Annotated in this window: 23 protein-coding genes; 15 read left to right on the top strand and 8 right to left on the bottom strand. The window is 59.6% G+C overall.

Going from position 1 to position 25,026, the window contains the following annotated elements:
- Positions 1 to 255 precede the first annotated feature (255 nt).
- Both KW837_RS24080 and KW837_RS24085 read left to right on the top strand, forming a co-directional pair.
- Positions 256 to 735 carry an Lrp/AsnC family transcriptional regulator gene (locus KW837_RS24080; protein ID WP_007894448.1) on the top strand — a complete coding sequence of 160 codons (480 nt, stop codon included), beginning with the start codon at positions 256 to 258 and terminating at the stop codon, positions 733 to 735.
- A gap of 187 nt (positions 736 to 922) precedes the next feature.
- The gene (locus KW837_RS24085; protein ID WP_007894445.1) at positions 923 to 1,132 is read left to right on the top strand and encodes a DUF2788 domain-containing protein; all 210 of its coding nucleotides are present in this window, start codon (positions 923 to 925) and stop codon (positions 1,130 to 1,132) included.
- Here the strand turns inward: KW837_RS24085 and KW837_RS24090 are convergent.
- The 4 genes from KW837_RS24090 to KW837_RS24105 form a co-directional block, all read right to left on the bottom strand.
- Positions 1,127 to 1,762, bottom strand: coding sequence for a pseudouridine synthase (locus KW837_RS24090; RefSeq protein WP_123720516.1), 636 nt, complete (start codon positions 1,760 to 1,762; stop codon positions 1,127 to 1,129). The two genes, KW837_RS24085 and KW837_RS24090, sit on opposite strands and share 6 nt — an antisense overlap.
- A gap of 75 nt (positions 1,763 to 1,837) precedes the next feature.
- Positions 1,838 to 3,337: an AMP nucleosidase gene (amn, locus tag KW837_RS24095; protein WP_217858147.1), complete on the bottom strand. Its 1,500-nt coding sequence runs from the start codon at positions 3,335 to 3,337 to the stop codon at positions 1,838 to 1,840.
- Between the two features lie 148 nt (positions 3,338 to 3,485).
- Positions 3,486 to 5,135: an acyl-CoA dehydrogenase family protein gene (locus KW837_RS24100; RefSeq protein WP_218398847.1), complete on the bottom strand. Its 1,650-nt coding sequence runs from the start codon at positions 5,133 to 5,135 to the stop codon at positions 3,486 to 3,488.
- Positions 5,136 to 5,210: 75 nt separating this feature from the next.
- Positions 5,211 to 7,595: a hybrid sensor histidine kinase/response regulator gene (locus KW837_RS24105; protein WP_218398848.1), complete on the bottom strand. Its 2,385-nt coding sequence runs from the start codon at positions 7,593 to 7,595 to the stop codon at positions 5,211 to 5,213.
- Between the two features lie 438 nt (positions 7,596 to 8,033).
- On the opposite strand from KW837_RS24105, the gene KW837_RS24110 reads away from it, so the two are divergent.
- The 4 genes from KW837_RS24110 (at position 8,034) to KW837_RS24125 (ending at position 11,554) form a co-directional block, all read left to right on the top strand.
- Positions 8,034 to 8,831, top strand: coding sequence for a hydroxymethylpyrimidine/phosphomethylpyrimidine kinase (locus KW837_RS24110; protein ID WP_008012635.1), 798 nt, complete (start codon positions 8,034 to 8,036; stop codon positions 8,829 to 8,831).
- 18 nt (positions 8,832 to 8,849) lie between these two features.
- Complete coding sequence (gene thiE / locus KW837_RS24115; RefSeq protein ID WP_123498585.1) at positions 8,850 to 9,473, top strand: thiamine phosphate synthase; 624 nt, start codon at positions 8,850 to 8,852, stop codon at positions 9,471 to 9,473.
- 17 nt (positions 9,474 to 9,490) lie between these two features.
- Positions 9,491 to 10,774: a glutamate-1-semialdehyde 2,1-aminomutase gene (gene hemL / locus KW837_RS24120; protein ID WP_123498583.1), complete on the top strand. Its 1,284-nt coding sequence runs from the start codon at positions 9,491 to 9,493 to the stop codon at positions 10,772 to 10,774.
- A 225-nt stretch (positions 10,775 to 10,999) separates the two neighbouring features.
- Positions 11,000 to 11,554 carry a tetratricopeptide repeat protein gene (locus KW837_RS24125; RefSeq protein ID WP_008070087.1) on the top strand — a complete coding sequence of 185 codons (555 nt, stop codon included), beginning with the start codon at positions 11,000 to 11,002 and terminating at the stop codon, positions 11,552 to 11,554.
- Between the two features lie 112 nt (positions 11,555 to 11,666).
- Here KW837_RS24125 and KW837_RS24130 read toward each other — a convergent pair whose 3' ends face one another.
- Complete coding sequence (locus KW837_RS24130) at positions 11,667 to 11,996, bottom strand: DUF1820 family protein (RefSeq protein WP_007894425.1); 330 nt, start codon at positions 11,994 to 11,996, stop codon at positions 11,667 to 11,669.
- A gap of 134 nt (positions 11,997 to 12,130) precedes the next feature.
- Here KW837_RS24130 and miaB point away from each other — a divergent pair, with 134 nt between their 5' ends.
- From miaB to lnt, 5 genes are all read left to right on the top strand, one after another.
- Positions 12,131 to 13,456, top strand: coding sequence for a tRNA (N6-isopentenyl adenosine(37)-C2)-methylthiotransferase MiaB (miaB, locus tag KW837_RS24135; protein WP_218398849.1), 1,326 nt, complete (start codon positions 12,131 to 12,133; stop codon positions 13,454 to 13,456).
- A gap of 186 nt (positions 13,457 to 13,642) precedes the next feature.
- Positions 13,643 to 14,659 carry a PhoH family protein gene (locus KW837_RS24140; protein WP_123498577.1) on the top strand — a complete coding sequence of 339 codons (1,017 nt, stop codon included), beginning with the start codon at positions 13,643 to 13,645 and terminating at the stop codon, positions 14,657 to 14,659.
- The gene (gene ybeY / locus KW837_RS24145) at positions 14,652 to 15,146 is read left to right on the top strand and encodes an rRNA maturation RNase YbeY (RefSeq protein ID WP_218398850.1); all 495 of its coding nucleotides are present in this window, start codon (positions 14,652 to 14,654) and stop codon (positions 15,144 to 15,146) included. The genes KW837_RS24140 and ybeY overlap by 8 nt, the downstream gene beginning before the upstream one ends.
- A gap of 5 nt (positions 15,147 to 15,151) precedes the next feature.
- Positions 15,152 to 15,991: an HlyC/CorC family transporter gene (locus KW837_RS24150; RefSeq protein ID WP_007894419.1), complete on the top strand. Its 840-nt coding sequence runs from the start codon at positions 15,152 to 15,154 to the stop codon at positions 15,989 to 15,991.
- A 15-nt stretch (positions 15,992 to 16,006) separates the two neighbouring features.
- Entirely contained in the window at positions 16,007 to 17,530 is a 1,524-nt protein-coding gene (gene lnt, locus KW837_RS24155) for an apolipoprotein N-acyltransferase (protein WP_218398851.1), read from the top strand.
- 117 nt (positions 17,531 to 17,647) lie between these two features.
- On the opposite strand, the gene KW837_RS24160 is transcribed toward lnt, so the two are convergent.
- Both KW837_RS24160 and KW837_RS24165 read right to left on the bottom strand, forming a co-directional pair.
- The gene (locus tag KW837_RS24160) at positions 17,648 to 18,427 is read right to left on the bottom strand and encodes a YdcF family protein (RefSeq protein WP_218398852.1); all 780 of its coding nucleotides are present in this window, start codon (positions 18,425 to 18,427) and stop codon (positions 17,648 to 17,650) included.
- Between the two features lie 106 nt (positions 18,428 to 18,533).
- Entirely contained in the window at positions 18,534 to 18,854 is a 321-nt protein-coding gene (locus KW837_RS24165) for a hypothetical protein (RefSeq protein WP_123498571.1), read from the bottom strand.
- A gap of 280 nt (positions 18,855 to 19,134) precedes the next feature.
- Between KW837_RS24165 and leuS the strand changes: the two genes are divergently transcribed.
- From leuS to arfA, 4 genes are all read left to right on the top strand, one after another.
- Entirely contained in the window at positions 19,135 to 21,741 is a 2,607-nt protein-coding gene (gene leuS, locus KW837_RS24170) for a leucine--tRNA ligase (protein ID WP_218398853.1), read from the top strand.
- Between the two features lie 89 nt (positions 21,742 to 21,830).
- Positions 21,831 to 22,436, top strand: a complete 606-nt coding sequence (lptE, locus tag KW837_RS24175) for an LPS assembly lipoprotein LptE (protein ID WP_218398854.1) — start codon at positions 21,831 to 21,833, stop codon at positions 22,434 to 22,436.
- 39 nt (positions 22,437 to 22,475) lie between these two features.
- Positions 22,476 to 23,513: a DNA polymerase III subunit delta gene (holA, locus tag KW837_RS24180; protein WP_008070097.1), complete on the top strand. Its 1,038-nt coding sequence runs from the start codon at positions 22,476 to 22,478 to the stop codon at positions 23,511 to 23,513.
- A gap of 189 nt (positions 23,514 to 23,702) precedes the next feature.
- Positions 23,703 to 23,867 carry an alternative ribosome rescue factor ArfA gene (gene arfA, locus KW837_RS24185; protein ID WP_046069682.1) on the top strand — a complete coding sequence of 55 codons (165 nt, stop codon included), beginning with the start codon at positions 23,703 to 23,705 and terminating at the stop codon, positions 23,865 to 23,867.
- 8 nt (positions 23,868 to 23,875) lie between these two features.
- On the opposite strand, the gene KW837_RS24190 is transcribed toward arfA, so the two are convergent.
- Complete coding sequence (locus KW837_RS24190) at positions 23,876 to 24,817, bottom strand: hypothetical protein (protein WP_218398855.1); 942 nt, start codon at positions 24,815 to 24,817, stop codon at positions 23,876 to 23,878.
- Between the last annotated feature and the right edge of the window lie 209 nt (positions 24,818 to 25,026).

The raw sequence follows: 25,026 nt of genomic DNA on the forward strand, positions 1-25,026 counted from the left end.
GTCGGCTCACCTCACGCCGTCTTCTGGACAGTGTGTAGCTCGGGGGTCGACACATCCCCGGTGGGGGTGGCGACCGCAGCTGGCCTGATTGGGCGAGCCGCACTGGACTGTTTGTCCGAGCAGTGATTCTGGTGATAAGAATAGGCCCGGAGCACCGGCAGAGGATTGCGAAGATTGCTCAAATAAACATCACTTGCGCAATTTTTAACTCAGGATAGATAATCCGCCGCAATAGTTATGACAAAGGCCTGATTGATGAGCAAACTCGACCGATACGACCTGAGCATTTTGGCTGAATTACAGCGCGACGCGCGCATCTCCAATCAGGAGCTGGCCGAACGCATCGGCCTGTCGCCTTCGCCTTGCTCGCGGCGGGTCAAGCAGCTGGAAGACGACGGTTACATCACCCGCCAGGTCGCCCTGCTGGACCGCAAGATGCTCGGCCTGAGCCTGACCGCCTACGTGCTGATCGGCATGGACCGCCATACTCCCGAGCGGTTCGAGAACTTCGAAGCCGCCATTCGCACCTTGCCGCAGGTGCTGGAATGCAGCCTGGTGACGGGGATGGATGCCGATTATCAGCTCAAGGTGGTGGTGCCGGACATGGACCACTATCAGAAACTGCTGCTGGGGCATCTCACCCGGATTGAAGGGGTGACCAGTGTGCGGTCGAGTTTTGTGCTTAATCAGGTGCTCAACAGTACCGAGTTGCCGCTGACTCATCTGCGCAGCTGAGGACGCCTTCGCGAGCAAGCCCGCTCCCACAGGGGAATGCATTCCAAATGTGGGAGCGGGCTTGCTCGCGAAGGCGCCGGAACAGGCGACGAATGACTGCGACACACCGACGCAGGTCAATACTCCGCCAATTCGTCGTGGCGTATACTCCAGCGCCTTTTAGCCCCGCCCACGCTGGAGATGTTCAATGGATCCTGCAGTACTCGAAGAGTGGATGATGACTGGACTGGTCAGCATCCTGATCATTTTCATGGGTTTCATCGTCTGGGATCTGGCGAAAAAATCCAAGGCCGGGCGCTTCGGCTCGTTCATTCTGTTCTTCGTACTAGGGCTGGGCGTGGCCGCGTTCGTGATCAAAAGCGTGGTCATCGGCCTGATCGAATCCGGCACTCTATAAGCGCGCCGGCACTTCCTTCCACTGGCCCTGATCGAGCCCTTCGATCGACCAGTCACCGATTCTGACCCGCACCAGACGCAACGTCGGCAAGCCGACCGCCGCAGTCATGCGTCGTACCTGACGGTTGCGGCCTTCGCGAATCACCAGTTCCAGCCAACTGGTCGGCACGCTTTTACGAAAGCGCACTGGCGGGTTGCGCGGCCACAGTTCAGGCTCATCCAATTGCCGCGCTTCAGCCGGCAACGTCATGCCGTCGTTCAGCTCGACGCCATCGCGCAATCGCTGCAACTGCTCGGCGGTTGGCTCACCTTCCACTTGCACCCAGTAAGTCTTGGCCAGTTTGTGTTTCGGGTCGGCAATTCGCGCCTGAAGCTGGCCGTCGTTGGTCAGCAACAGCAAGCCTTCGCTGTCGCGGTCCAGCCGCCCTGCCGGGTAGATTCCCGGAATCTCGATGAAATCCTTGAGCGTCGCCCGCCCTTCGCCGTCGCTGAATTGCGTCAGCACATCAAAAGGTTTGTTGAACAGAATCAGCTTCGGCTCGGCCGGCGGCGCTTTGGCGACACGGCGCGGGGCTGATTGCGGGTTGTTCGCGCCAGGGCGGCGAGAGACGGGACGTTGTGGACGAGACATGAGGAAAGGAACATCTAACGGTCAGGGCTGCTAATGCTAGTGCCCTGACCGCCAAATGACCATGACAACTCTCGATCAGCGGAACGGCGGCTCGTCGAAGCTGCGCAGTTTGCGCGAGTGCAGCGAGTTGAGCTCGGTGCGCAACAGATCCACCGCTTCGATGCCGATCTTCAAGTGCTGGCTGACCGCGCGTTCATAGAAAGCGTTGGCCGAACCCGGCAGTTTGATTTCGCTGTGCAACGGTTTATCCGATACGCAGAGCAACGTGCCGTACGGCACCCGCAAGCGATAACCCTGGGCGGCGATGGTGCCACTTTCCATGTCCACCGCCACAGCGCGGGACAGGTTGATCAGCGGACGTTCCTGCGCCCAGCGCAGCTCCCAGTTACGGTCGTCGTAGGTCAACACGGTGCCGGTACGCAGACGCTTCTTCAGCTCGTCGCCCTTCTCACCGGTGATGTTGGCCGCCGCTTGCTGCAACGCCATCTGCACTTCAGCCAGGGCCGGAATCGGAATGTTCGGCGGCACGACGCGATCGAGAATCCCGTCGCGGCGCATGTAAGCGTGGGCCAGCACGTAGTCGCCAATGGTCTGCGACTGACGCAAGCCGCCACAGTGACCAATCATCAGCCAGCAATGCGGACGCAGCACCGCCAGGTGGTCGGTGATGTTCTTGGCGTTGGACGGGCCGACGCCAATGTTCACCAGGGTCACGCCATGGCCGTCGCTGGCGATCAGGTGATAGGCCGGCATCTGGTAACGGTGCCAGACCACGCCCGCGGCAATCGCCGACGCTTCGCCATGGTCCATGCTCTTTTCGATGATCACGTTGCCGGGCAACACCATGCGCACAAAACGCGGGTCGTTGCGCAGTTGCTCCAGGCCATGAACGATGAACTGGTCGACGTAGCGGTGGTAGTTGGTCAGCAGAATCCACGGCTGCACATGGCGCCAGTCGCTGCCGGTGTAATGCACCAGTCGGCGCAGGGAGAAGTCCACCCGCGCGGCGTCGAACAGGGCCAGTGGCAACGGGTCGGTGTTTTCCCAGTCGTACAAGCCATCGGCGATGCCATCGGTGGCGGCCGACAAATCCGTACTCGGGAACACTCGCGCCAGCACTGCCGCCGTAACGCCGGAACCGGCCAGCTCATCGCCCTGCTCGACCACGTACGGATAAGGAATGTTCTGCTGGCTGACGCCGACTTCCACGGTCACGGTGAAGTCGTGCATCAACGGGACGAGTTGTTCCAGCAGGTATTTGCGGAAAGCCCGGGGATGGGTGACGGTGACGCTGTAGGTTCCCGGCAGTTGAACCTTGGCATAGGCGCGAGTGGTCTGTGGGACTTCGCCCTGGCAAAGGTAGGTCAGACGCAACTCGGGATAACGAAACAGAGCCCGCTGTTCAGCGTCCGGTTCGACGCGATCCTTGAGATAACGCTTGAGCGCCTGATTCAGCGCGGTGGTTGCACGCTCGTGCAAGGCAGCAAGCCGATCCACGGCTTGCTCGGCGGTTTGAACGACAATAAACGCTTCGGTCACGATCAGCTTCCTGTGTTCTGACTTGCAGACCTTCATCTTGCCTGCATCATCGCTTCACGGGAACCCTGTGGGAGCGGGCTTGCTCGCGAATGCGGTTTACCATTCAACAATGATGTTGACTGACAGGCCGCATTCGCGAGCAAGCCCGCTCCCACATTTATTTGCGTCGATCACAAAGGAGTGGTCAGAATCCTTGCGGCGTCGACCGGGCAACAATCGCTTCCACATCCAGCCCGCGCGGCAATGTTCCATACACCCGACCGGCCGAACCCAGACGGCTGGCGATAAAAGCATCACTGACCGCCGCATTCCCCGCCTCCAGCAACAACTTGGCCTGAAGCCCCAAGGCAATGTCTTCGGTGAGCTGGCGGGCGCGGTATTGAATGTCGTCGGTGTCCTTGAACGCCGCCTGCAATTGGCTGATGTGTGCGGCCAGGCGTTTGTCGCCATGACCGTCGCCCAACTCGCTGAACAGCACATCAAGCACACCCTGCTCTTTCGACAATGCGCGTAATACGTCGAGGCATTGCACGTTGCCGGAACCTTCCCACGTCGAGTTGACCGGGGCCTCACGGTACAGACGCGGCAGGATGCTTTCTTCGACATAACCGGCGCCGCCCATGCATTCGGCAGCCTCATTGATCATCGCGGGCGCGCGTTTGCAGATCCAGTACTTGCCCACCGCCGTCACCAGTCGGGCGAATTTCGCTTCGTGATTGTCATCCAGATGATCCAGCGCCCGGCCCATGCGAAAACTCAAAGCCAACGCCGCTTCGCTTTCCAGGGCCAGGTCGGCCAGCACGTTTTGCATCAAGGGTTGCTCGCTGAGCAATTTGCCTGCGACCTTGCGGTGGGCGCAGTGATGGCTGGCCTGGGTCAGGGCCTGGCGCATCAGCGCACTGGAGCCGACCATGCAATCGAAGCGGGTCATGGCGACCATTTCGATGATGGTTGGAACACCCCGGCCCTCTTCGCCGACCATCCAGGCCAGGGCGCCACGGAACTCCACCTCGCTGGAGGCATTGGACCAGTTGCCGAGTTTGTTTTTCAGCCGCTGTATGTAGAACTGATTGCGTGTGTCGTCCGGGCGATGACGCGGCAGCAGGAAACAGGTCAAGCCTTTGTCGGTCTGGGCCAAGGTCAGGAAGGCGTCGCACATCGGCGCCGAGCAAAACCACTTATGGCCCACCAGTTCATACGCCTGACCGGGACCGCTGGCGCCGACCGGATACGCCTTGGTGGTGTTGGCCCGCACGTCGGTGCCGCCCTGTTTCTCGGTCATGGCCATGCCGATAGTGACCCCGGCCTTGTGGGCCATGCCGACGTTGCGCGGGTCGTATTCGGTGGCGAGGATTTTCGGCAGCCATTGTTCGGCCAGATCCGGTTGCAGGCGCATCGCCGGGACGCTGGCGAAGGTCATGGTCAGCGGGCAACCACTGCCGGCTTCAGCCTGACTGTGTAAATAGGTCATGGATGCACGGGCAACGTGGGCGCCCGATTGCGGGTCGGTCCAGGGCAAGCTTGTCAGGCCATGCTCCACCGCCGTGCGCATCAATTCGTGGTAGGCGGGATGAAACTCCACCAGATCGATGCGATGACCGTAGCGGTCATGACTGACGAACACCGGTTTGTTCTGATTGGCCGCAAACCCCGCCTCCATCAGCGGCCCGCCGGCCAATGCGCCATAAGCGTCAATTCGCGACTCGGCCCAACCGGCATCGAAACGCCGCGACCACTCCTGCAAAGGCAGGTCGATGCGATAGAGGTTGGCGCCGTCCAGCGACGGCGGCTGATTGGTGACTTCGTGGGTTTCGGCGAACTGATGCAGGTTCATGACGGGGCTCCTTTGGTCAGCCAAGGGACTTTCAGTTAAGCACCGCCCCGAGGTTGAACAAAGTGGCATATCTGCCTAACTGTCGGCGCTTTCGCCTTGCCCTGGACAGAGCACCCGCCGATAGAGCGCCGCCTGTAAATCTTCGAATTTCACCGGTTTGCTCAGGTAGTCGAGCAAGGTGTCGCTTGGGCAGTAGGCTCGATCCGCACTCTGGGCGATCATGAACACGGGTAACTCGGCACAACCCGGCAAGGCGCGGATCCGACCGCAGATCGAGACGCCATCCAGTGGCGGCAGCTGACAGTCGAGCAGCGCCGCATCAACGGTTTCACGCTGCAAGAGATCGAGCGCCGCGACGCCGCTGTCAGCGGTGCGCACGCGGAACCCAAGCTTGAGCAACATGCCACGCATCACCAATTGATTGATGCTGTTGTCATCGACCAGCAACACCGTGCAGTCCTGAGGCAAACGCAGGCCGGTGGTTTGCCGGGTGATTGCGGGTGCAGATTCCACCACCGGCAACGGCAGCTCGAACTCGACGTCCAGTTGAAAGCGACTGCCGCGACCCGGTTCCGAGCGATGGCTCAGGCGCCCGCCGAGCAATTCGACCAGTTGCCGACAAATGGCCAGGCCAACACCCAAACCACCGTATTCACGGGTCATCGAGCCGTCGACCTGAAAAAAGCGTTGATACAGCGTTGCCTCGTCCAAATCGGTGAAGCCAATGCCGGTATCGATCACCGCAAAGGACAGCGCCAGCCGATCGGGCGCTACCGGTTTACCCGTCACCCGCAGCGCCAATCCGCCGACCCGGGTGAATTTGATCGCGTTATCCAGCAGGCATTCCAGGCATTGCGTCAGCTTGCCGCTGTCGCCGTGCAAACGATCCGGCAGCCCGGATGTCACCTCGACCTTGAAGTCCAGCGACTTGCTCGCCGCATTGCCATCGAACTGCAGACGCAAGGCCTCGACCACACCGCGCAAACTGAAGGTGTCCGGATAGACCTTGAGTTTGCCGGCCTGCAATTCGGTCAGGGTGAGGATGCCGTTGACCATGCGCATCATGTCCCGCGCCGAACCTGCAGCCGTTTGCTGATATTGCTCCATCTCAGGGTTCATCTCGACGGTTTGCATCAACTCCAGCGAACCGATTACACCATTCATGGGCGTGCGCAGTTCGTGGGTCAGGGTGGCGAGGAATTCGTCCTTGAGCTTGTTGCTGTGAGCCAGTTGCTGGTTCAACACTTCGAGCTTCTGACCGGCATCAAACAGCGTTTGCGCCTGTTGCTCGCGCATGGCGTTGATGCGATCGGCCAGGGCCAGGGACAGCAGCGCCACTTCGATCGCCGAGCCGATCTGGCTGGCGTACATGGTCAGGAATACGTTGGGCAAATAACCCAGCACCATCAGGGTGTTGACCACACCACCGAGCAGGAACGCCGACCAGGCAATGATGAAATACCGCGCGACCCGCAGGCCACGCCACCAGGCGAAAATCCCGGCGGCGAAAATCACCACGGTGAAAACCAACGCCAGCAACGTCGCCAGACGCAGGGCCAGGGCGTAATTGGTCATTAATGACAACCCGACCACCAGCGCACTGAACGCAATCAACGCCAGCAGCAAACGGTCGAGCCAGCGACTGTGGGTGGCCGTCTGCAAGAAGCTGCGGGCGAACTGGCTGCCGAACAATCCCGAACAGCCGATGAAGAACGGCGTCGCGGCGTTGGCCCACCAAGGGTTGTTCGGCCAGAAATACTCCACGGCCGCGCCATTCACTGACAGCTGATACAAGCCGAACGAGGCGATATAGACGATGTAATAGAAGTAGCTGGTGTCGCGCACGCTGAGAAAGATGAACAGGTTGTAGACCAGCATCCCCAGCAACACACCATAAATCAGCCCCAGCACATAAAGCCGCACCGGCTGCTCTTCGAGGTAAGCGGTGCTTGACCACAAGGTGACGGGCGCCTGAATCGAGCCTTGGCTTTGCAGGCGCAAATACACGGTTTGCGCCTGCTCGGGCGCAAAGTTCAGACCAAACAGATAGTTGTTCTGGCGGATCTCGCGAGTGGCGAACGGAAACGCATCGCCGGTCTGTCGGACCAATTGATAGTCACCGCCAGCATCGGCCAAGTACAGATCAAGGTGATCGAGAGGCGGATAAGCCAGTTCCAGCAACCAGGTCCGTTGCGCCGACGGGTTGGTCGGGCGGTACTGCAAATCGATTTTCAGCCAGAACGCCGAACGCGAATAACCGGCGTTCAGGGTGGCTTTATCATGAGGCTTGAACTGCCCGGCCGCCGCTTGCGCACGGACATCGGCGATGGTCGCCTGACCGCCCGCGTCTTCATAAACCTGCATCGTTCGGCCCAGGGGAAGGCTCTGGGTGAACTCGTCGAATTCGACGGCGCTCGCCAGGAGGGGCAAGCACAACAGCAACATCAGCAAATAGCGCATTTAAGCCCCAGCGTGGCCTGTCCGGTTCTGTCAGGAAGCCCCCCATTCCTTTTGAGTAGACGTAAAACCGGTATTACCTGTTATTGGTTTGGATCCACTCTAGCATAGCCGTTGATGGCCATTGAACACCATTGAAATTTTTCCTGAAAAGGCTCTAGAACAAGCGTTCCAGCTCTATACATTGAGTTAGAGCTGTTGGCTTGGTCAGGTTGTGACAAGGGTACCCGGCACACATCCCTCTGTAGCAGCTGCCGAAGGCTGCGTTCAACGGCGAAGCCGTTGCAAAATCAATCACCGCAGTGCATCAGGCTAACCGTGAACACAGGCTTGACGACCGCTACGCGGCCGAACGCAGCCTTCGGCAGCTGCTACAGGGACCGCGTCACGGTTCACGGGCCGACACCCGAAAAAACATGTTTGGTGGTAAGCTCGCGCACCATGAATATCTACAGCTCTCGCCCCGTTGTCCTCTGTCTCTCCGGCCACGACCCTAGTGGTGGCGCCGGCTTGCAGGCAGATATCGAAGCCCTGCTCGCTCAGGGTTGTCATGCGGCTCCGGCCGTCACCGCCCTGACGGTGCAAGACACCGTCAACGTCACTGACTTCCGCGTTCTCGATCGCGAGTGGGTGTTGGCCCAGGCCAACGCCGTGCTCAATGACTCCGAAGTCGCCGCCGTCAAACTGGGCATGCTCGGTTCCCTGGAAATGGTCGACACCGTGGTCGAACTGCTTTCAGCACACCCGCATTTGCCGGTGGTCTGCGACCCGGTGCTGCGCGCCGGCGGCGGTGGACGACTGGGCAAAGACGAAGTCGGCTACGCCATGCGCGAACGCCTGTTGCCGCTGTCGATCATTGCCACCCCCAACCTTCCCGAAGCTCGCATTCTCGCCGAACTGCCCGAAGGCACCGCGGACGAGTGCGCTGAAAAACTTCTGCCATTCGTCAAACACCTGCTGATCACCGGCGGTCATGGCGACGAACACGAAATACACAATCGCCTGTACAGCCGCGACGGTCGCCGCGAAACCTTTACCTGCCAGCGCCTGCCCGGCAGTTATCACGGTTCCGGTTGCACGCTGGCCAGCGCCCTCGCCGGTCGTCTGGCCCAGGGCGAACACCTCGCCAGTGCCGTAAAGAGCGCGCTTGACTACACTTGGCGCACCTTGCGTGATGCGGAGCAGCTGGGCAAAGGCCAGTTCGTGCCGCGCCGCTTGCCACTGGACTTCTGTTCGTAACGCCATGAGGCTTGTCCGATGAAACTACGTGGCCTGTACGCCATTACCGACAGCCAGTTACTGGCCGGGAAATTTCTTTCGTACGTGGAGGCGGCGCTCGAAGGCGGCGTCACCCTGCTGCAATACCGTGACAAGAGCAGCGACGAGGCCCGCCGCCTGCGCGAAGCCGAAGCCCTGCGCGATCTGTGCGAACGCTACAAGACTCATCTGATCATCAACGATGACGCCGAACTGGCCGCACGCCTGAACGTCGGCGTGCACCTGGGCCAGACCGATGGCCCGCTGATGCCGGTTCGGGCACTGCTCGGTCGTCAGGCCATCATCGGTTCGACCTGCCACGCGCAACTCGAACTCGCCGAACAAGCCGCCAAAGAAGGCGCCAGTTACGTCGCCTTCGGTCGCTTCTTCAATTCCAATACCAAACCCGGCGCACCGGCCTGCGGCCTCGAACTGCTTGATCAGGCCCGCAGCAAATTGCATCTGCCGATCTGCGCGATCGGCGGCATCACGCTGGACAACGCTGCGCCACTGGTGGCCCACGGGGTCGACTTGCTGGCGGTGGTGCATGGCCTGTTTGGCGCCGACAGCCCGGCTGAAGTGACACGCCGCGCCCGCGCCTTTAACGAATTGTTCAAATCCTGATTTTTGAGAGCCCGATCATGTCTCGTTCCGAAACCCTGTTTGCCAATGCCCAAAAACACATTCCCGGAGGCGTGAACTCGCCTGTTCGTGCGTTCAAGAGTGTTGGCGGCACGCCGCTGTTCTTCAAACACGCCGAAGGCGCCTACGTCACCGACGAAGATGACAAGCGCTATGTGGATTACGTCGGTTCCTGGGGGCCGATGATTCTCGGCCACAGCCATCCGGACGTGCTGGACGCGGTGCGCAAACAGCTGGAACACGGCCTGTCCTACGGCGCCCCGACCGCGATGGAAACCGAAATGGCCGATCTGGTCTGCTCGATCGTGCCGTCGATGGAAATGGTGCGCATGGTCAGCTCCGGCACCGAAGCGACCATGAGCGCCATCCGTCTGGCCCGTGGCTTTACCGGCCGTGACAGCATCATCAAGTTCGAAGGCTGCTACCACGGCCACTCCGACAGCCTGCTGGTCAAGGCCGGTTCCGGCGCCCTGACCCAAGGCGTACCAAGTTCGGCCGGTGTACCGGCGGCGTTCGCCAAACACACCCTGACCCTGCCGTTCAACGACATCGACGCGGTAGCAACCATGCTCGCCGAAGTCGGCCAGGACGTGGCCTGCATCATCGTCGAGCCCGTGGCCGGCAACATGAACTGCGTACCGCCGGCACCGGGCTTCCTTGAAGGCCTGCGGACCCTGTGCGACAAGCACGGCGTGGTGCTGATTTTCGACGAAGTGATGACCGGTTTCCGTGTCGCCCTCGGTGGTGCCCAAGCCCACTACGGCGTCACGCCGGACCTGAGCACCTTCGGCAAGATCATCGGTGGCGGCATGCCGGTTGGCTGCTTCGGCGGCAAACGCAAGATCATGGAGCAAATCGCGCCACTGGGGCCGGTCTACCAGGCCGGCACGTTGTCGGGTAACCCGCTGGCGATGGCGGCGGGCCTGACCACGCTGCGCCTGATCAGTCGTCCTGGTTTCCACGCCGAGCTGAGCGACTACACCAGCCGTCTGCTTGATGGTCTGCAACAGCGCGCCGACGCCGCCGGCATTCCGTTCGTGACCACTCAGGCCGGCGGCATGTTCGGTCTGTACTTCAGCGGCGCCGACGACATCGTGACCTTCGAGGATGTGATGGCCAGCGATGCCGGCCTGTTCGGGCGTTTCTTCCACCTGATGCTCGAAGGCGGCGTGTACCTGGCGCCAAGCGCCTTCGAAGCCGGTTTCACCTCGATCGCCCACGGTGAGACCGAGTTGAAACTGACACTGGACGCCGCCGAGCGTGCATTCGCCGCATTGAAATAAAGCTGCAACGCTGACGTTGGCCATTGCCAATGTCAGCTTTCACCTACATTCGCGCCCTTTTTCCTACTCATCTGCCAATAATCCCCCGCAAAGTGGGCGATATATTTCCCGTGCAGCAGAAAAACGAGTAAAGACTTTGTAAGGTTGGCCCTGCTTATTTCATAATGCGCGCTTATTGGATCCCCTCGATGGGTCCACGCGCCCCTCAGAGGTAAGTCGATTCCCATGAACCGCACCGGCCGCACCCTTGCATTGGGCTGCCTGTTGCTCCTTCAGCCCCTGCTCGCGCTCGCACAAGCAGGCGGCAACTCGTTGTTGATCCCGGCGATGGGTCGCTGCACCCTCAATACTCAGCCGCAAGACCTGACGCAAGCGCTCGCCGCCTGTCAGAAAGCGTCGGATGAAGGGGATGCGCAAGCGCAATACGAGTTGGGTGAGTTCTACTACGACGGCAAAAACGCGCCGCGCGACCTCAATCAAGCCCTGAGCTACTTCGAAAAGGCCTCGCTGCAAGGCCACGCCCAGGCGCAATTCAAACTTGGCACCATGTTCTTCCATGGCGAAGGCGTACCGGCCAATAACGTTCAGGCGTATATCGTGCTGAAAATGGCCGCGGTCAACGGCGCCGAAGAGGCGCTGGACACCGCCGACGAAGTCGCCGAAAAAATGCCCCGCGAAGATCTGGAAGTCGCTACCCAGGTACTGGGGCAAATTTTCCGTAAATACCTGATGGAATTGCAGAGCGCCGATGGGCGTACGCCGTTTTCGCCACTGCCCTGAATTCTGTGTTGGTCTTTCTGGCCTCTTCGCGGGCAAGCCTCGCTCCTACAAGGGCAGCGCGGGCCTGTAGGAGCGAGGCTTGCTCGCGAAGGGGGCGGCTCGGTCTTGAAGACTACTTCTCAGGCATCGGCATCGGAAACGGCATGACATTGCCGACCGCGCCACGGGCTTCGCTGATTTTCGGTGTGCCCAAGCGCTCGACCTCGTCGATGCGCACGATCGAATGCATCGGTACAAAACTGCGTACAACGCCTTCGAACTGAGCCTTGAGCTTCTCTTCGCTCGGATCGACGACCACTTGCGTGCGCTCGCCAAAGACGAACTCTTCCACTTCCAGGAAGCCCCACAGATCACTTTGATAGATCTGCTTGGCGTACATTTCGTACACCTGGCCCTGATTGAGGAAAATCACCTTGTAGATTGGAGCTTCACGTTTGGTCATGGTGGGCGGGTAACACATCGGGGATAAAAATGAGGGCGCGAACTATAGCATAGCCACCGGACGCGCAACGGTAGGAACCTTGGTGCATGTTCCCTATAATGCGCGGTTCTTTGAATCACGTGATGACTCTATCCATGGCCAAGAAGCTTTACATCGAAACCCACGGTTGCCAGATGAACGAGTACGACAGCTCGCGCATGGTCGATCTGCTGGGTGAACACCAGGCCCTGGAAGTCACCGCTCGCGCTGAAGACGCCGACGTGATCCTGCTCAACACCTGCTCGATCCGCGAACGCGCCCAGGACCGGGTGTATTCCCAGCTGGGTCGCTGGCGCGAATTGAAACTGGCTAACCCGGAAATGGTCATCGCCGTCGGCGGCTGCGTAGCCAGCCAGGAAGGCGCGGCCATTCGTGACCGCGCTCCGTACGTGGACGTGGTATTCGGCCCGCAGACCCTGCACCGCCTGCCGGAAATGATCGACGCCGCGCGCCTGACCAAACTGCCGCAAGTCGACGTCTCGTTCCCGGAAATCGAAAAATTCGACCACTTGCCCGAGCCGCGCATCGACGGGCCGAGCGCTTACGTGTCGGTCATGGAAGGCTGCAGCAAGTACTGCACGTTCTGCGTGGTGCCTTATACGCGCGGTGAAGAAGTCAGCCGACCGTTCGACGACGTGATTGCCGAGATCATTCACCTGGCCGAAAACGGCGTGCGCGAAGTGACCTTGCTGGGGCAGAACGTCAACGGTTATCGCGGCACCACTCATGATGGGCGCCTGGCTGATCTGGCGGAATTGATCCGGGTAGTAGCCGCTGTCGATGGCATCGACCGGATTCGCTACACTACCTCGCACCCGCTGGAATTCTCCGACAGCCTGATCCAGGCCCACGCCGACGTGCCGGAGCTGGTGAAACACCTGCATTTGCCGGTGCAATCGGGTTCCGACCGGATCCTCGCGGCGATGAAGCGCAACCACACCGCACTGGAGTACAAATCCAAACTGCGCAAGTTGCGGGCCGCCGTGCCGGGGATCTGCATCAGTTCTGACTTCATCGTCGGTTTCCCGGGCGAGACCGAAAAAGACTTCGAACAGACCATGAAGCTGATCGAAGACGTCGGTTTCGACTTTTCCTACTCGTTCGTCTATAGCCAGCGTCCGGGCACGCCGGCCGCCGATCTGGCCGACGAAACGCCGGAAGAACTGAAAAAAGAACGCTTGAACGCCCTGCAACATCGCCTCAACCAGCAAGGTTTCGAGATCAGCCGACAAATGGTGGGCTCCATTCAGCGGATTCTGGTCACCGATTATTCGAAAAAAGACCCCGGTGAACTGCAAGGCCGGACCGAGAATAATCGTATCGTCAACTTCCGCTGCGACAATCCGACCCTGATCGGCCAGTTCGCCGATGTGCGCATCGATGCCGCGCAACCGCACTCGCTGCGGGGCTCGCTGTTGTAGGAGCGAGGCTTGCCCGCGAAGGCCGCACCGCAGTCTGTCTGACGGACCGCGTTATCGTTCTTCGCGGGCAAGCCTCGCTCCTACAAGGACGGTGTTCAACATTGGTCGGTTTAAGAGCTTTCGTACCCAGGCGACTGGCGCTATCCTTGATTCATCATAATTGCCCCAGGGCGGCTAAATACGACCTTGAACGCACCCATAGAACCACATCGTTTCATCCTCGAGCCTTTTGAAGCTCGCCGCTTCGCCAATCTGTGCGGGCAATTCGACGAGCATCTGCGCTTGATCGAACAGCGCCTCGCGATCGAGATCCGCAACCGCGGAAATCAGTTCGAACTGATCGGCGAGCCCAAGCACACCACCTCCGCGGAAAACCTTCTGCGCCGCTTGTACCGGGAAACCAAAGGTACCGAGCTGTCGCCAGACATGGTTCACCTGTTCCTGCAGGAATCGGCCGTCGAGGAACTGGACAACCATTCCCCCGCCGAACCGTCCGTCGCCTTGCGCACCAAGAAAGGCATGATTCGCCCTCGCGGCTTGAATCAGGTGCGCTATGTGAAGGAAATCCTCGGTAACGACATCAACTTCGGCATCGGCCCGGCCGGTACCGGCAAGACCTATCTGGCCGTTGCCTGCGCGGTAGATGCGCTGGAACGCGAGCAGATTCGCCGTATTCTGCTGGTTCGTCCGGCGGTTGAAGCGGGCGAAAAGCTCGGCTTCCTGCCGGGTGACCTGTCGCAAAAGATCGATCCGTACCTGCGCCCGCTCTACGACGCGCTCTACGAAATGCTCGGCTTCGAATACGTGGCCAAGCTGATCGAGCGTCAAGTGATCGAAGTCGCGCCGCTGGCCTACATGCGCGGTCGTACGCTGAACAACAGTTTCATCATCCTCGACGAAAGCCAGAACACCACCGTCGAACAGATGAAGATGTTCCTGACCCGCATCGGCTTCGGCTCCACTGCGGTCATCACCGGTGACATCACCCAGGTCGACCTGCCGAAAGGCACCAAATCCGGGCTGCATCATGTGATCGAGGTGCTCAAAGACGTTCCGGGGATCAGCTTCACCCACTTCATGCCCAAGGACGTGGTGCGCCATCCGTTGGTGCAACGCATTGTCGAGGCCTATGAGCGCTTCGAAAATCGTACAGCCGACGAAACGGCGAAGCCCTCTCCCAAGGACACTCGCCCCGATGCTTGAGCTTGACCTGCAACTGGCTACCGAAGCGTCTGCCCCAAGCGAAGCCGAATTCCGCCAATGGTGCGAACTGGCCCTGCGCCAGCGTACTGCCGACTCCGAAATGACCATCCGCTTGGTCGATGAAGAGGAAGCCCGCGAACTGAACTTCACCTGGCGGCAGAAAGACTACGCCACCAACGTTTTGTCGTTTCCGGCCGATGTCCCCGATGAGTTTCTCGATATTCCCCTGCTCGGCGATCTGGTGATCTGCGTAGCGGTGGTCGAGCGCGAAGCGGCGGAACAAGGCAAGGAAATAAAGGCTCACTGGGCGCACCTGGTCATTCACGGCTGCTTGCATCTGCTTGGTTACGACCATATAGATGACGATGAAGCCGAAGAGATGGAAGCACTGGAACGAACGTTGCTTGCAGAGTTGGGTCATCCAGACCCTTATGCGGACGACGAAACAGACACATCCCCAATCGTAACAACAAAGGATTCAGAGTAATCGCTATGAGCGAAGATCGATCGAGCAACGGGCAGAAGTCATGGCTGGGTAAGCTCACCCAGGCTTTTGCCCACGAGCCGAAAAACCGCCAGGAGCTGCTGGAGCTGCTGCGCGATGCCCATCAAAACAAGTTGCTGGACAGCGAAGCGCTGGCCATCGTCGAAGGCGCCATCCAGGTTGCAGACCTGCAAGTACGGGACATCATGGTCCCGCGCTCGCAGATGATCAGCATCAAGGCGACCCAGACACCTCGCGAGTTCCTGCCGGCCGTGGTCGACTCGGCCCACTCCCGCTACCCGGTGATCGGCGAAAGCCATGATGACGTGATGGGCGTGTTGCTGGCCAAGGACTTGCTGCCGTTGATCCTCAAGGAGAACGGCGACAGCTTCAACATCAAGGACCTGCTGCGCCCGGCGACCTTCGTGCCCGAGTCCAAGCGCCTGAATGTGCTGCTGCGTGAGTTTCGCGCCAACCATAACCACATGGCCATCGTCATTGACGAATACGGCGGCGTGGCCGGTCTGGTGACCATCGAAGACGTGCTGGAACAGATCGTCGGCGACATCGAAGACGAGCACGACGTCGAAGAAGACAGCTACATCAAGCCGCTGCCCAGCGGTGACTTCCTGATCAAGGCCCTGACGCCGATCGATAACTTCAACGAGTTCTTCGACAGCGAATTCTCCGACGATGAATTCGACACCGTCGGTGGCTTGGTGATGAGCGCGTTCGGGCACTTGCCAAAACGCAACGAAATCACTGAAATCGGCGCCTATCGCTTCCGCATCCTGAACGCCGACAGCCGTCGGATTCACTTGCTGCGTCTGACACCTATTGCCCGGTAAAAATTAAGGAAAGAAATGCACTGGATGACCCGCCCCGGCTGGCCCGGTAACCTGCTGGCCGTGGCGGCCGGTGCACTCACCACTCTGGCCCTGGCGCCGTTCGATATCTGGCCGCTGGCATTGCTGGCGGTCGGTTTCTTTTATGCCGGTTTGCGCGAACTGACCCCCCGTCAGGCCTTGGGCCGTGGCTGGTGTTTCGGTTTCGGCCTGTTTGCCGCGGGCACTAGCTGGATCTACTACAGCATCCACAACTTTGGTGGCGCCTCGGTGCTGCTGGCCGGATTCTTGATGCTGCTGTTCACCGCGGCGATTGCCTGGTTCTTCGCCCTGCCCGCCTGGATTTGGGCGCGTTGGCTGCGCCGTAACGAAGCGCCTCTGGCCGATGCCTTGGCATTTGCGGCGTTGTGGGTGGGTCAGGAAGCCTTTCGCGGCTGGTTCCTTACCGGTTTCCCATGGCTCTATTCCGGCTACAGCCAGCTCGATGGCCCACTGGCCGGGCTCGCGCCGGTCGGCGGAATGTGGCTGATTTCCTTCACCCTGGCCCTGACGGCTGCGCTGATCTACAACGCTGCGCGCCTGGTACGCACTGGCCGTAAAGGCTTCATCGCTGTCGGCGTGTTACTGCTGGCAGGCCCATGGGTGGCCGGCATGGCGCTCAAGGAACATGCCTGGACCAGCCCGGCAGGCGCACCACTGAGCGTCGCGGCGATTCAGGGCAACATCGAACAAAGCATGAAGTGGGACCCCTCGCAGCTCAATGCGCAGCTGGCGCTGTACCGCGACATGAGTTTCAGTTCCAAACGCGTCGACCTGCTGATCTGGCCGGAAACGGCGGTCCCGGTGCTCAAGGAGTCCGCCGAGGGCTATCTGAACATGATGGGAAGCTTCGCCGCCGAGCGTAAATCCGCGTTGATCACCGGCGTGCCGATTCGCCAGGAACTCCATCACGAGAAGCGCTATTTCAACGGCATTACCGTCGTCGGTGAAGGCGATGGCACTTACCTGAAGCAGAAACTGGTGCCGTTCGGCGAATACGTGCCACTGCAAGAAGTCTTGCGCGGCCTGATCGCTTTCTTCGACCTGCCGATGTCCGACTTCGCCCGAGGGCCGGCCGATCAAGCGCTGCTGCAAGCCAAGGGTTATCAGATTGCGCCGTTCATCTGCTACGAAGTGGTCTACCCGGAATTCGCCGCCGGCCTCGCTGCCCGTAGCGATTTGCTGCTGACCATCAGCAACGACACCTGGTTCGGCACCTCGATCGGCCCGCTGCAACACTTGCAGATGGCGCAGATGCGCGCACTTGAAGCCGGCCGCTGGATGATCCGCGCCACCAACAACGGCGTGACCGGCCTGATCAACCCGTTTGGCCAGATCACTGTGCAGATCCCGCAGTTCGAACAAGGCATTCTGTATGGCGAAGTGGTGCCGATGCACAACCTGACGCCCTACCTGCAATGGCGTTCGTGGCCGTTGATCATCAGTTGCGTGTTGTTGTTTGGTTGGGCATTGGTGGCCAACCGGATGGCGAAAACCGTTTAAAGCTTCGCGAGCAAGCCCGCTCCCACAGTAGATCTACGGTGAACACAGTATGTATGAACACTCGAGATCCAATGTGGGAGCGGGCTTGCTCGCGAAGACGGCATCACAGGCACAACATCAATCAGCGTCAACACCGCCTCGATAAAACAACGAATACCCGATCTGCCCCACCGCCTCATTCATCAACTGCCCGCTCTGCCAGATCGATTTGAACTCCGGCATCCAGCCACCCAGCGGCCGGGCATTGTCCACGCCTAAAAACCCCACTGGCGCGGGCACTACCTCAAATCCGGCCTGCTGGAAACTCCAGACCGCTCGCGGCATGTGCCAGGCCTGAGTCACGACCACCACCCGCTTGATCCCCTCCGGCAACAACACCTGAGCGCTGAATTGCGCGTTTTCCCAGGTCGTACGGCTGCGCCCTTCCTGCCAGCGTACCGTCACGCCAAAATCATCGAGCAATGAGTCCGCCATCAGCTTCGCTTCGGTCGGTGGAGTGCCGTAATGCAGGCCGCCGCTGGTCAGAATCGGCAAGCCGGACGCCTTGGCCAGGCGCGCGGCATAGCGCTCACGTCCCAGGCCTACTCCGGTCGGCTGGTCAACGCCCCAAGCCGGATCGCCCCGCTCACGCCCTGAACCCAGCACCACGATCGCGTCCGCCCGTCGGCCCAAGGTTGCCCATTCCTCGCGCGCCAGCGGCGACTCGCGCTCCAGCGCCTTGGCACTCCACTCCACCACGACCGGCAGGCTCATCAACCAGAAGCCGCCCACGCCCAAGATGAAACACACCCCCGCCAGTCTCGGCCTTGAGCGGCGCCACCACCAGGCAAGTACCAGCAGCAGCAATAAAATGCCGGGCGGCAGAAGAAGTTGTTTAATGAAATAACGAAAAGGCATCGGGCATCTCCATAGATGCCCGAAGCCTAGGTGGGTTGACGCAACGCGACAACAAATGTGGAAGGACTTTGTTTCAAAAAACCATTTTCCATGGCTTCAAGTGCCCTTACTTGAATTGCAAAGACCGGACCTTTCCCGCGCCTTTGCCGGGTGCCTTATCCTTGAGCCAGATGATCTTGGCCGAACGCGGTGCCTCGAGTTGCTTCACTGCTGCTGACAAGCATCCCTGCGTTTCACGTTCACTACGATCCAGATAGGCCTTGACCAGTTCAAACTCTGCGGGGCTCAAACCACGCAGCTCCAGCTCCAGGGGACGCTCATCACGCAGCCGTCCGGCAGTTTTGGCCGAATCCAGCGCCATTGCGAGACGGTCTATCAGTTTTTCGTACAGCTCCGGTTTTGTAGCTTTTTGCTGTGACTCAACCATCCATCACCTCATTGAAGATAAGACTCACTCCCCTTTTAGAGCTTAGCCTCGCTGAAAAAACCGGCTGAGTGCCGCGACCAACGGCCCTCGGAGCGGGTATTGGCCACGTCCTTGCGTGTAATCAGGGTTTCCCTCGGTAGAGTGCGGTCATGTATGCTACGGCGCTTCCTGTAACTCCACTTCCAGCTCGCCTGGGCACCGAAACGCCGATTTGGCGTTATCACCGTCCAGCGTTGCATTGAAGAGGATTAGGCCACCCCTATTCAGTTCAAAAGTAGCCATGCACGAACAATATCAGCCCCGTGAAATCGAAGCCGCCGCCCAGTCATTCTGGGACGAGCAAAAGTCCTTTGAAGTCAGTGAACAGCCAGGCAAGGAGACGTTCTACTGCCTGTCGATGTTCCCTTACCCCAGCGGCAAGCTACACATGGGGCACGTGCGCAACTACACCATCGGCGACGTGATCTCCCGCTACCAGCGCATGCAAGGCAAGAACGTCCTGCAACCCATGGGTTGGGACGCCTTCGGCATGCCGGCGGAAAACGCCGCGATGAAGAACAACGTAGCGCCCGCCAAGTGGACCTACGAAAACATCGCCTACATGAAAAGCCAGCTGCGCAGCCTGGGCCTGGCGGTGGACTGGTCGCGCGAAGTGACCACCTGCAAGCCTGATTACTACCGCTGGGAACAATGGCTGTTCACTCGCCTGTTCGAAAAAGGCGTGATTTACAAAAAAAGCGGCACTGTGAACTGGGACCCGGTCGACCAGACCGTTCTGGCCAACGAGCAAGTGATCGACGGTCGCGGCTGGCGTTCCGGCGCGCTGATCGAAAAGCGCGAAATCCCGATGTACTACTTCAAGATCACCGCCTACGCGGATGAGCTGCTGGAAAGCCTCGACGAACTGACGGGCTGGCCTGAACAGGTCAAGACCATGCAGCGCAACTGGATCGGCAAATCCCGCGGCATGGAAGTGCAGTTCCCGTACAACGTCGACTCCATCGGCGAAGCCGGCGCACTGAAAGTTTTCACTACCCGTCCGGACACCCTGATGGGCGCAACCTACGTTGCGGTGGCCGCCGAACACCATCTGGCGACCCTGGCCGCGCAGAACAACCCTGAGCTGCAAGCGTTCATCGCTGAATGCAAGGGCGGCAGCGTTGCCGAAGCCGACGTCGCCACTCAAGAGAAAAAAGGCCTGCCGACCTCGCTGTTCGTCGAACACCCGCTGACCGGGGAGAAACTCCCGGTGTGGGTCGCCAACTACGTGCTGATGCATTACGGCGATGGCGCGGTCATGGCTGTTCCGGCTCACGACGAACGTGATTTCGAGTTCGCCACCAAGTACAACCTGCCGATCAAATCCGTGGTGCGCACAAGTTCCGGCGACACCAACCCGGCTCCTTGGCAGGATGCGTACGGCGAGCACGGCACGCTGATCAACTCCGGCGAATTCGACGGCCTCGACTTCGCAGGTGCGTTCGACGCCATTGAAGTGGCGCTGATCAAGAAAAACCTCGGTGCCTCGCGCACCCAGTTCCGCCTGCGTGACTGGGGCATCAGCCGTCAGCGCTACTGGGGCTGCCCGATCCCGATCATCCACTGCGACACCTGCGGTGATGTGCCGGTCCCGGAAGATCAACTGCCCGTGGTGCTGCCGGAAGACGTCGTACCGGACGGCGCCGGTTCGCCACTGGCGCGCATGCCCGAGTTCTACGAGTGCACCTGCCCGAAATGCGGCGCTGCAGCCAAGCGTGAAACCGACACCATGGACACCTTTGTCGAGTCCTCGTGGTACTACGCCCGCTACGCCTCGCCACACTATGAAGGTGGTCTGGTGGAAAAATCGGCGGCCGACCATTGGTTGCCGGTGGATCAGTACATCGGTGGCATCGAACACGCCATTCTTCACCTGCTTTATGCGCGCTTCTTCCACAAGCTGATGCGTGATGAAGGCCTGGTGAGCTCCAACGAGCCATTCAAGAACCTGCTGACCCAGGGCATGGTGATCGCCGAGACTTACTACCGTCGCGAAGCCAACGGTGCCTACACGTGGTTCAACCCGGCGGATGTCGAACTTGAACGCGACAGCAAGGCCAAGGTCATTAGCGCCAAGCTGATCGCAGACGGCCTGCCGGTGGAAATCGGTGGCACCGAGAAGATGGCCAAGTCAAAGAACAACGGCGTCGACCCACAATCGATGATTGACCAGTTCGGCGCAGACACCTGCCGCCTGTTCATGATGTTCGCCTCGCCACCCGACATGAGCGCGGAATGGTCCGACTCCGGCGTAGAGGGTTCGCACCGCTTCCTCAAGCGCGTCTGGCGCCTGGCTCAAGCGCACGTCACTCAGGGCCTGCCGGGCAAACTGGACGTCGCCAGCCTGAACGACGAGCAAAAAGCCATTCGCCGTTCGATCCACCAGGCCATCAAGCAGGCCAGCCACGACGTCGGCCAGAACCACAAATTCAACACCGCCATCGCCCAAGTGATGACGCTGATGAACGTGCTGGAAAAAGCCGCGCAAAGCACCGAACAGGATCGCGCACTGATTCACGAGGGTCTGGAAACCGTAGTCCTGCTGCTGGCTCCGATCACCCCGCACATCAGCCACGAACTGTGGCATCGCCTGGGTCACGCCGATCCGGTCATCGATGCCGGTTGGCCGGTGCTGGATGAAAGCGCCCTGGTACAGGACAGCCTGCAGCTTGTCATTCAAGTCAACGGCAAGCTGCGCGGCCACCTCGAAATGCCGGCCAGCGCCAGCCGCGAAGAAGTCGAAGCGGCCGCACGGGCCAACGAAAACGTCCTGCGCTTCGTCGATGGCCTGACTATTCGAAAAGTGATCGTAGTGCCCGGGAAACTGGTCAATATCGTCGCCAGCTAAATTGGATCGGGCGCCAGGTGATGCCTGGCGCCGAGTAAAACCTTTCGGGCCGCTTGACCGGCCCACATGGTTTCAAGGGGAGCAACAAGATGATCAAACGCAATTTGCTGGTGATGGGCCTTGCAGTCCTGCTGAGCGCCTGCGGTTTCCAGCTGCGCGGCACCGGCACCACTGAACTGGCGATCAAGGAACTCGATCTGAGCGCCCGCAATGCCTACGGCGAAACCGTAACGCAATTGCGTCAGGTGCTGGAAAGCAGTGGCGTCAAGGTCTACAGCGGCGCACCTCACAAACTGGTGCTGACCGATGAGCAGGAAAGCCAGCGCATCCTCAGTTACGCAGGCGCCGGTCGTACTGGCGAGTACCAGATGACCATGGTGCTGAACTACGACATCCGGGGTCAGAGCAACCTGCCACTGCTGAGCGACAAGCTCGAAGTGCAGAAAGTCTTCATCCATGACGGCAACAACCTGGTGGGTTCCGACCAGGAAGCCAACGATGCCCGCAAGGAAATGCGTCGTGAACTGGTTCAACGCATGATGCTGCGCCTGCAACAGCTCTCCCCAACTCAGCTGGAACAGCTGCAGCAGACCGCTGACGCCAGGGCCAAGGCTGAAACCGACGCGCTGGAAGCGGCACAGAAAGCTGAAGCGCAGACGCCGCGTCAGTCGCCTATCGAACTGCCGCAGCAATAAGCCTTACGGGGCGCTCAGGCGCCCCGTTTGCCTCTTCTTATGAAACTCGCCCCCGCCCAACTCGCTAAACACCTGCAAGGTGCCCTCGCGCCGGTCTACGTCATCAGTGGCGATGACCCACTGCTGTGTCAGGAAGCCGCCGACGCCATTCGCGCGGCTGCCCGCCAGCAAGGTTTCGATGAACGCCAGGTCTTTGCCGCCGACGCCAGTTTCGACTGGGGTACGCTGCTGCAGGCCGGCGCCAGCATGTCGCTGTTCGCCGAAAAACGTCTTCTGGAACTGCGTCTGCCCTCCGGCAAACCCGGAGACAAAGGCGCCGCGGCACTTATCGAATACTGTTCGCGCCCCGCCGAAGACACGGTGTTGCTGATCAGTCTGCCCAAGCTTGACGGCAGTGCGCAGAAGACCAAGTGGGGCAAGGCGCTGGTCGAAGGCCCGCAGACCCAGTTCGTGCAGATCTGGCCCGTGGACACCAATCAGTTGCCGAGCTGGATCCGTCAACGCCTGTCCCAGGCCGGGCTTTCCGCCAGCCAGGACGCCGTCGAACTGATTGCCGCCAGGGTCGAGGGCAACCTGCTGGCTGCCGCCCAGGAAATCGAAAAGCTCAAGCTGATGGCCGAAGGTGGCCAGATCACCGTCGAAACCGTGCAAGCAGCGGTAGCCGACAGTGCGCGTTTTGATGTCTTCGGCTTGACCGATGCGATTCTCAATGGCGAGGCCGCTCACGCCCTGCGCATGCTCGAAGGGTTGCGCGGCGAAGGCGTCGAACCGCCGGTGATTCTCTGGGCGCTGGCCCGGGAACTGCGTCTGCTGGCCAACCTGTCGCTGCAATACAGCCAAGGCGTGCCGCTCGACAAAGCCTTCAGCCAGGCCCGACCGCCAATCTGGGACAAACGCAAACCGTTGATGAGCAAAGCGCTGCAACGCTATTCGGCACAACGCTGGGCGCAGTTGCTGTTGGAAGCCCAGCGCATCGACGCGCAGATCAAAGGCCAGGCGGCGGGTTCGCCGTGGATGAGTCTGAGTCGGTTGACGCTGTTGATGGCTGGCCAGAGATTATCGCTGCCTGCCGAGTAATGTTTTTGACCCATAACGGCCATTCGCGGGCAAGCCTCGCTCCTACAGAGATCGTGTGTGATTCCTGTAGGAGCGAGGCTTGCCCGCGAAGGCGTCCGAAAGGTCCTACACAATGTAGGGACTAGACAGAATCCCTACTTCGGCAGATCATTTCCCCCCGCAAAACCCACTCACTTGCGAGAGATCATCATGAGCAAAAAGCCATCTAAACATGGCCCCAACAAGGCCAAATCCATCGTCGCCCAGCCACTGTTCCGCAGCCGTCAGGAACGAGCCGGCAAGGGCAAAGGCAGCTACCGCCGCGAAGCCTTCCAGTCTAACAGCTGGGAGGCTTCTTACTTTCTGGCCGCTTGAATCAGCAATCAATTCACTGCCTGATCTTGCGCCTGAAAAGCGAAGGTCACTTTTTCGTCCAGCGTTGCGGGCATTGTCACTTTGATAATGGGTATGCTTTCTCCAGTGACCTCCTTGAATCGAAGTTGATCCTTTTGCACTTCCGTCAATCCTGAAGAACTTCCGACAATGACATAAAAGAAGGCCTCAATTGGCAGAACCGCGGCCGCCCCCTTTTCCCAAGTTTCCATCTTCACATCATTGGGTATATCAAAAGCTCTAGGCGTCACCAAGCGACCTGCCTGCATGCCTTTGACAAAGTTGGGGCCGGCAAGCGCATCAATCGAATCTCGGACATCAAAACTGCACACCCCCCTCCTGTTATGACTTTCAGAAGCATATTGTTGGTAATTCCCTGCCCATTTTTCAGGGGTGTCGATACCCTGAGAAGCGCAGGCAACGGTTGAGGCGTACCCGGAAATACCGCCGCAACCCTTGTCGCTACGATGATCGGAATCCCCGTCCACGGGAAAGAAACACAAAACGGGGATCTTGAGTTTACTTGGAGGAGTTTTCAAAACAGGGTAAAAAATCAGACCCTTCTTATAGCCCATGGCAAGTCTTTTCATCTTGTAGTCCGAACGGACAAATGAAAATGAAGTGCCTCCCACCCTTACTGCCGTAGGGCTCGGATCCCAGACATCGAATCCGTCTGCAGTGGCCGTTCCACGTAGCAAAATTCCACTGCACAAGAATGCTGGCCTTCTATCCAGTCCATCGCATCGAGTGGTGGCAGTATCTCTGTAACGCGCAGCCAACTCGGCTGCCACTAACGGACCGCGAGTTGCCAACGGCGGTTCCGTCGTCGCCGAGGTAGTCATATTGTTGTAAATTGAATCGTTGCTCACATCGTGTGATGTCGAACAGCCCAAAATCAGGAAAAACAACAACGAAAGCACTATCCTTTTCATGTAAAAAGTCCCCATCGATGAACGATAAAGTTGCCTGTATCGATCATTTAACAGTTTGAAAAGAGCCCCGAATAGCTGCCAGATCTGACAGTTGGAGAGCGCATGAAATGGGACTAGGCTAGCCAGTTGGCTAGCAAGCTTTCAGTCCAAATGTTTGCCAAGCGACCGATTCTCTCAGCAGGCATGTTAAGGTCTGCACCTGATTCGTA

Source organism: Pseudomonas sp. PDM24 (genome assembly GCF_019218905.1).
Classification (GTDB): domain Bacteria; phylum Pseudomonadota; class Gammaproteobacteria; order Pseudomonadales; family Pseudomonadaceae; genus Aquipseudomonas.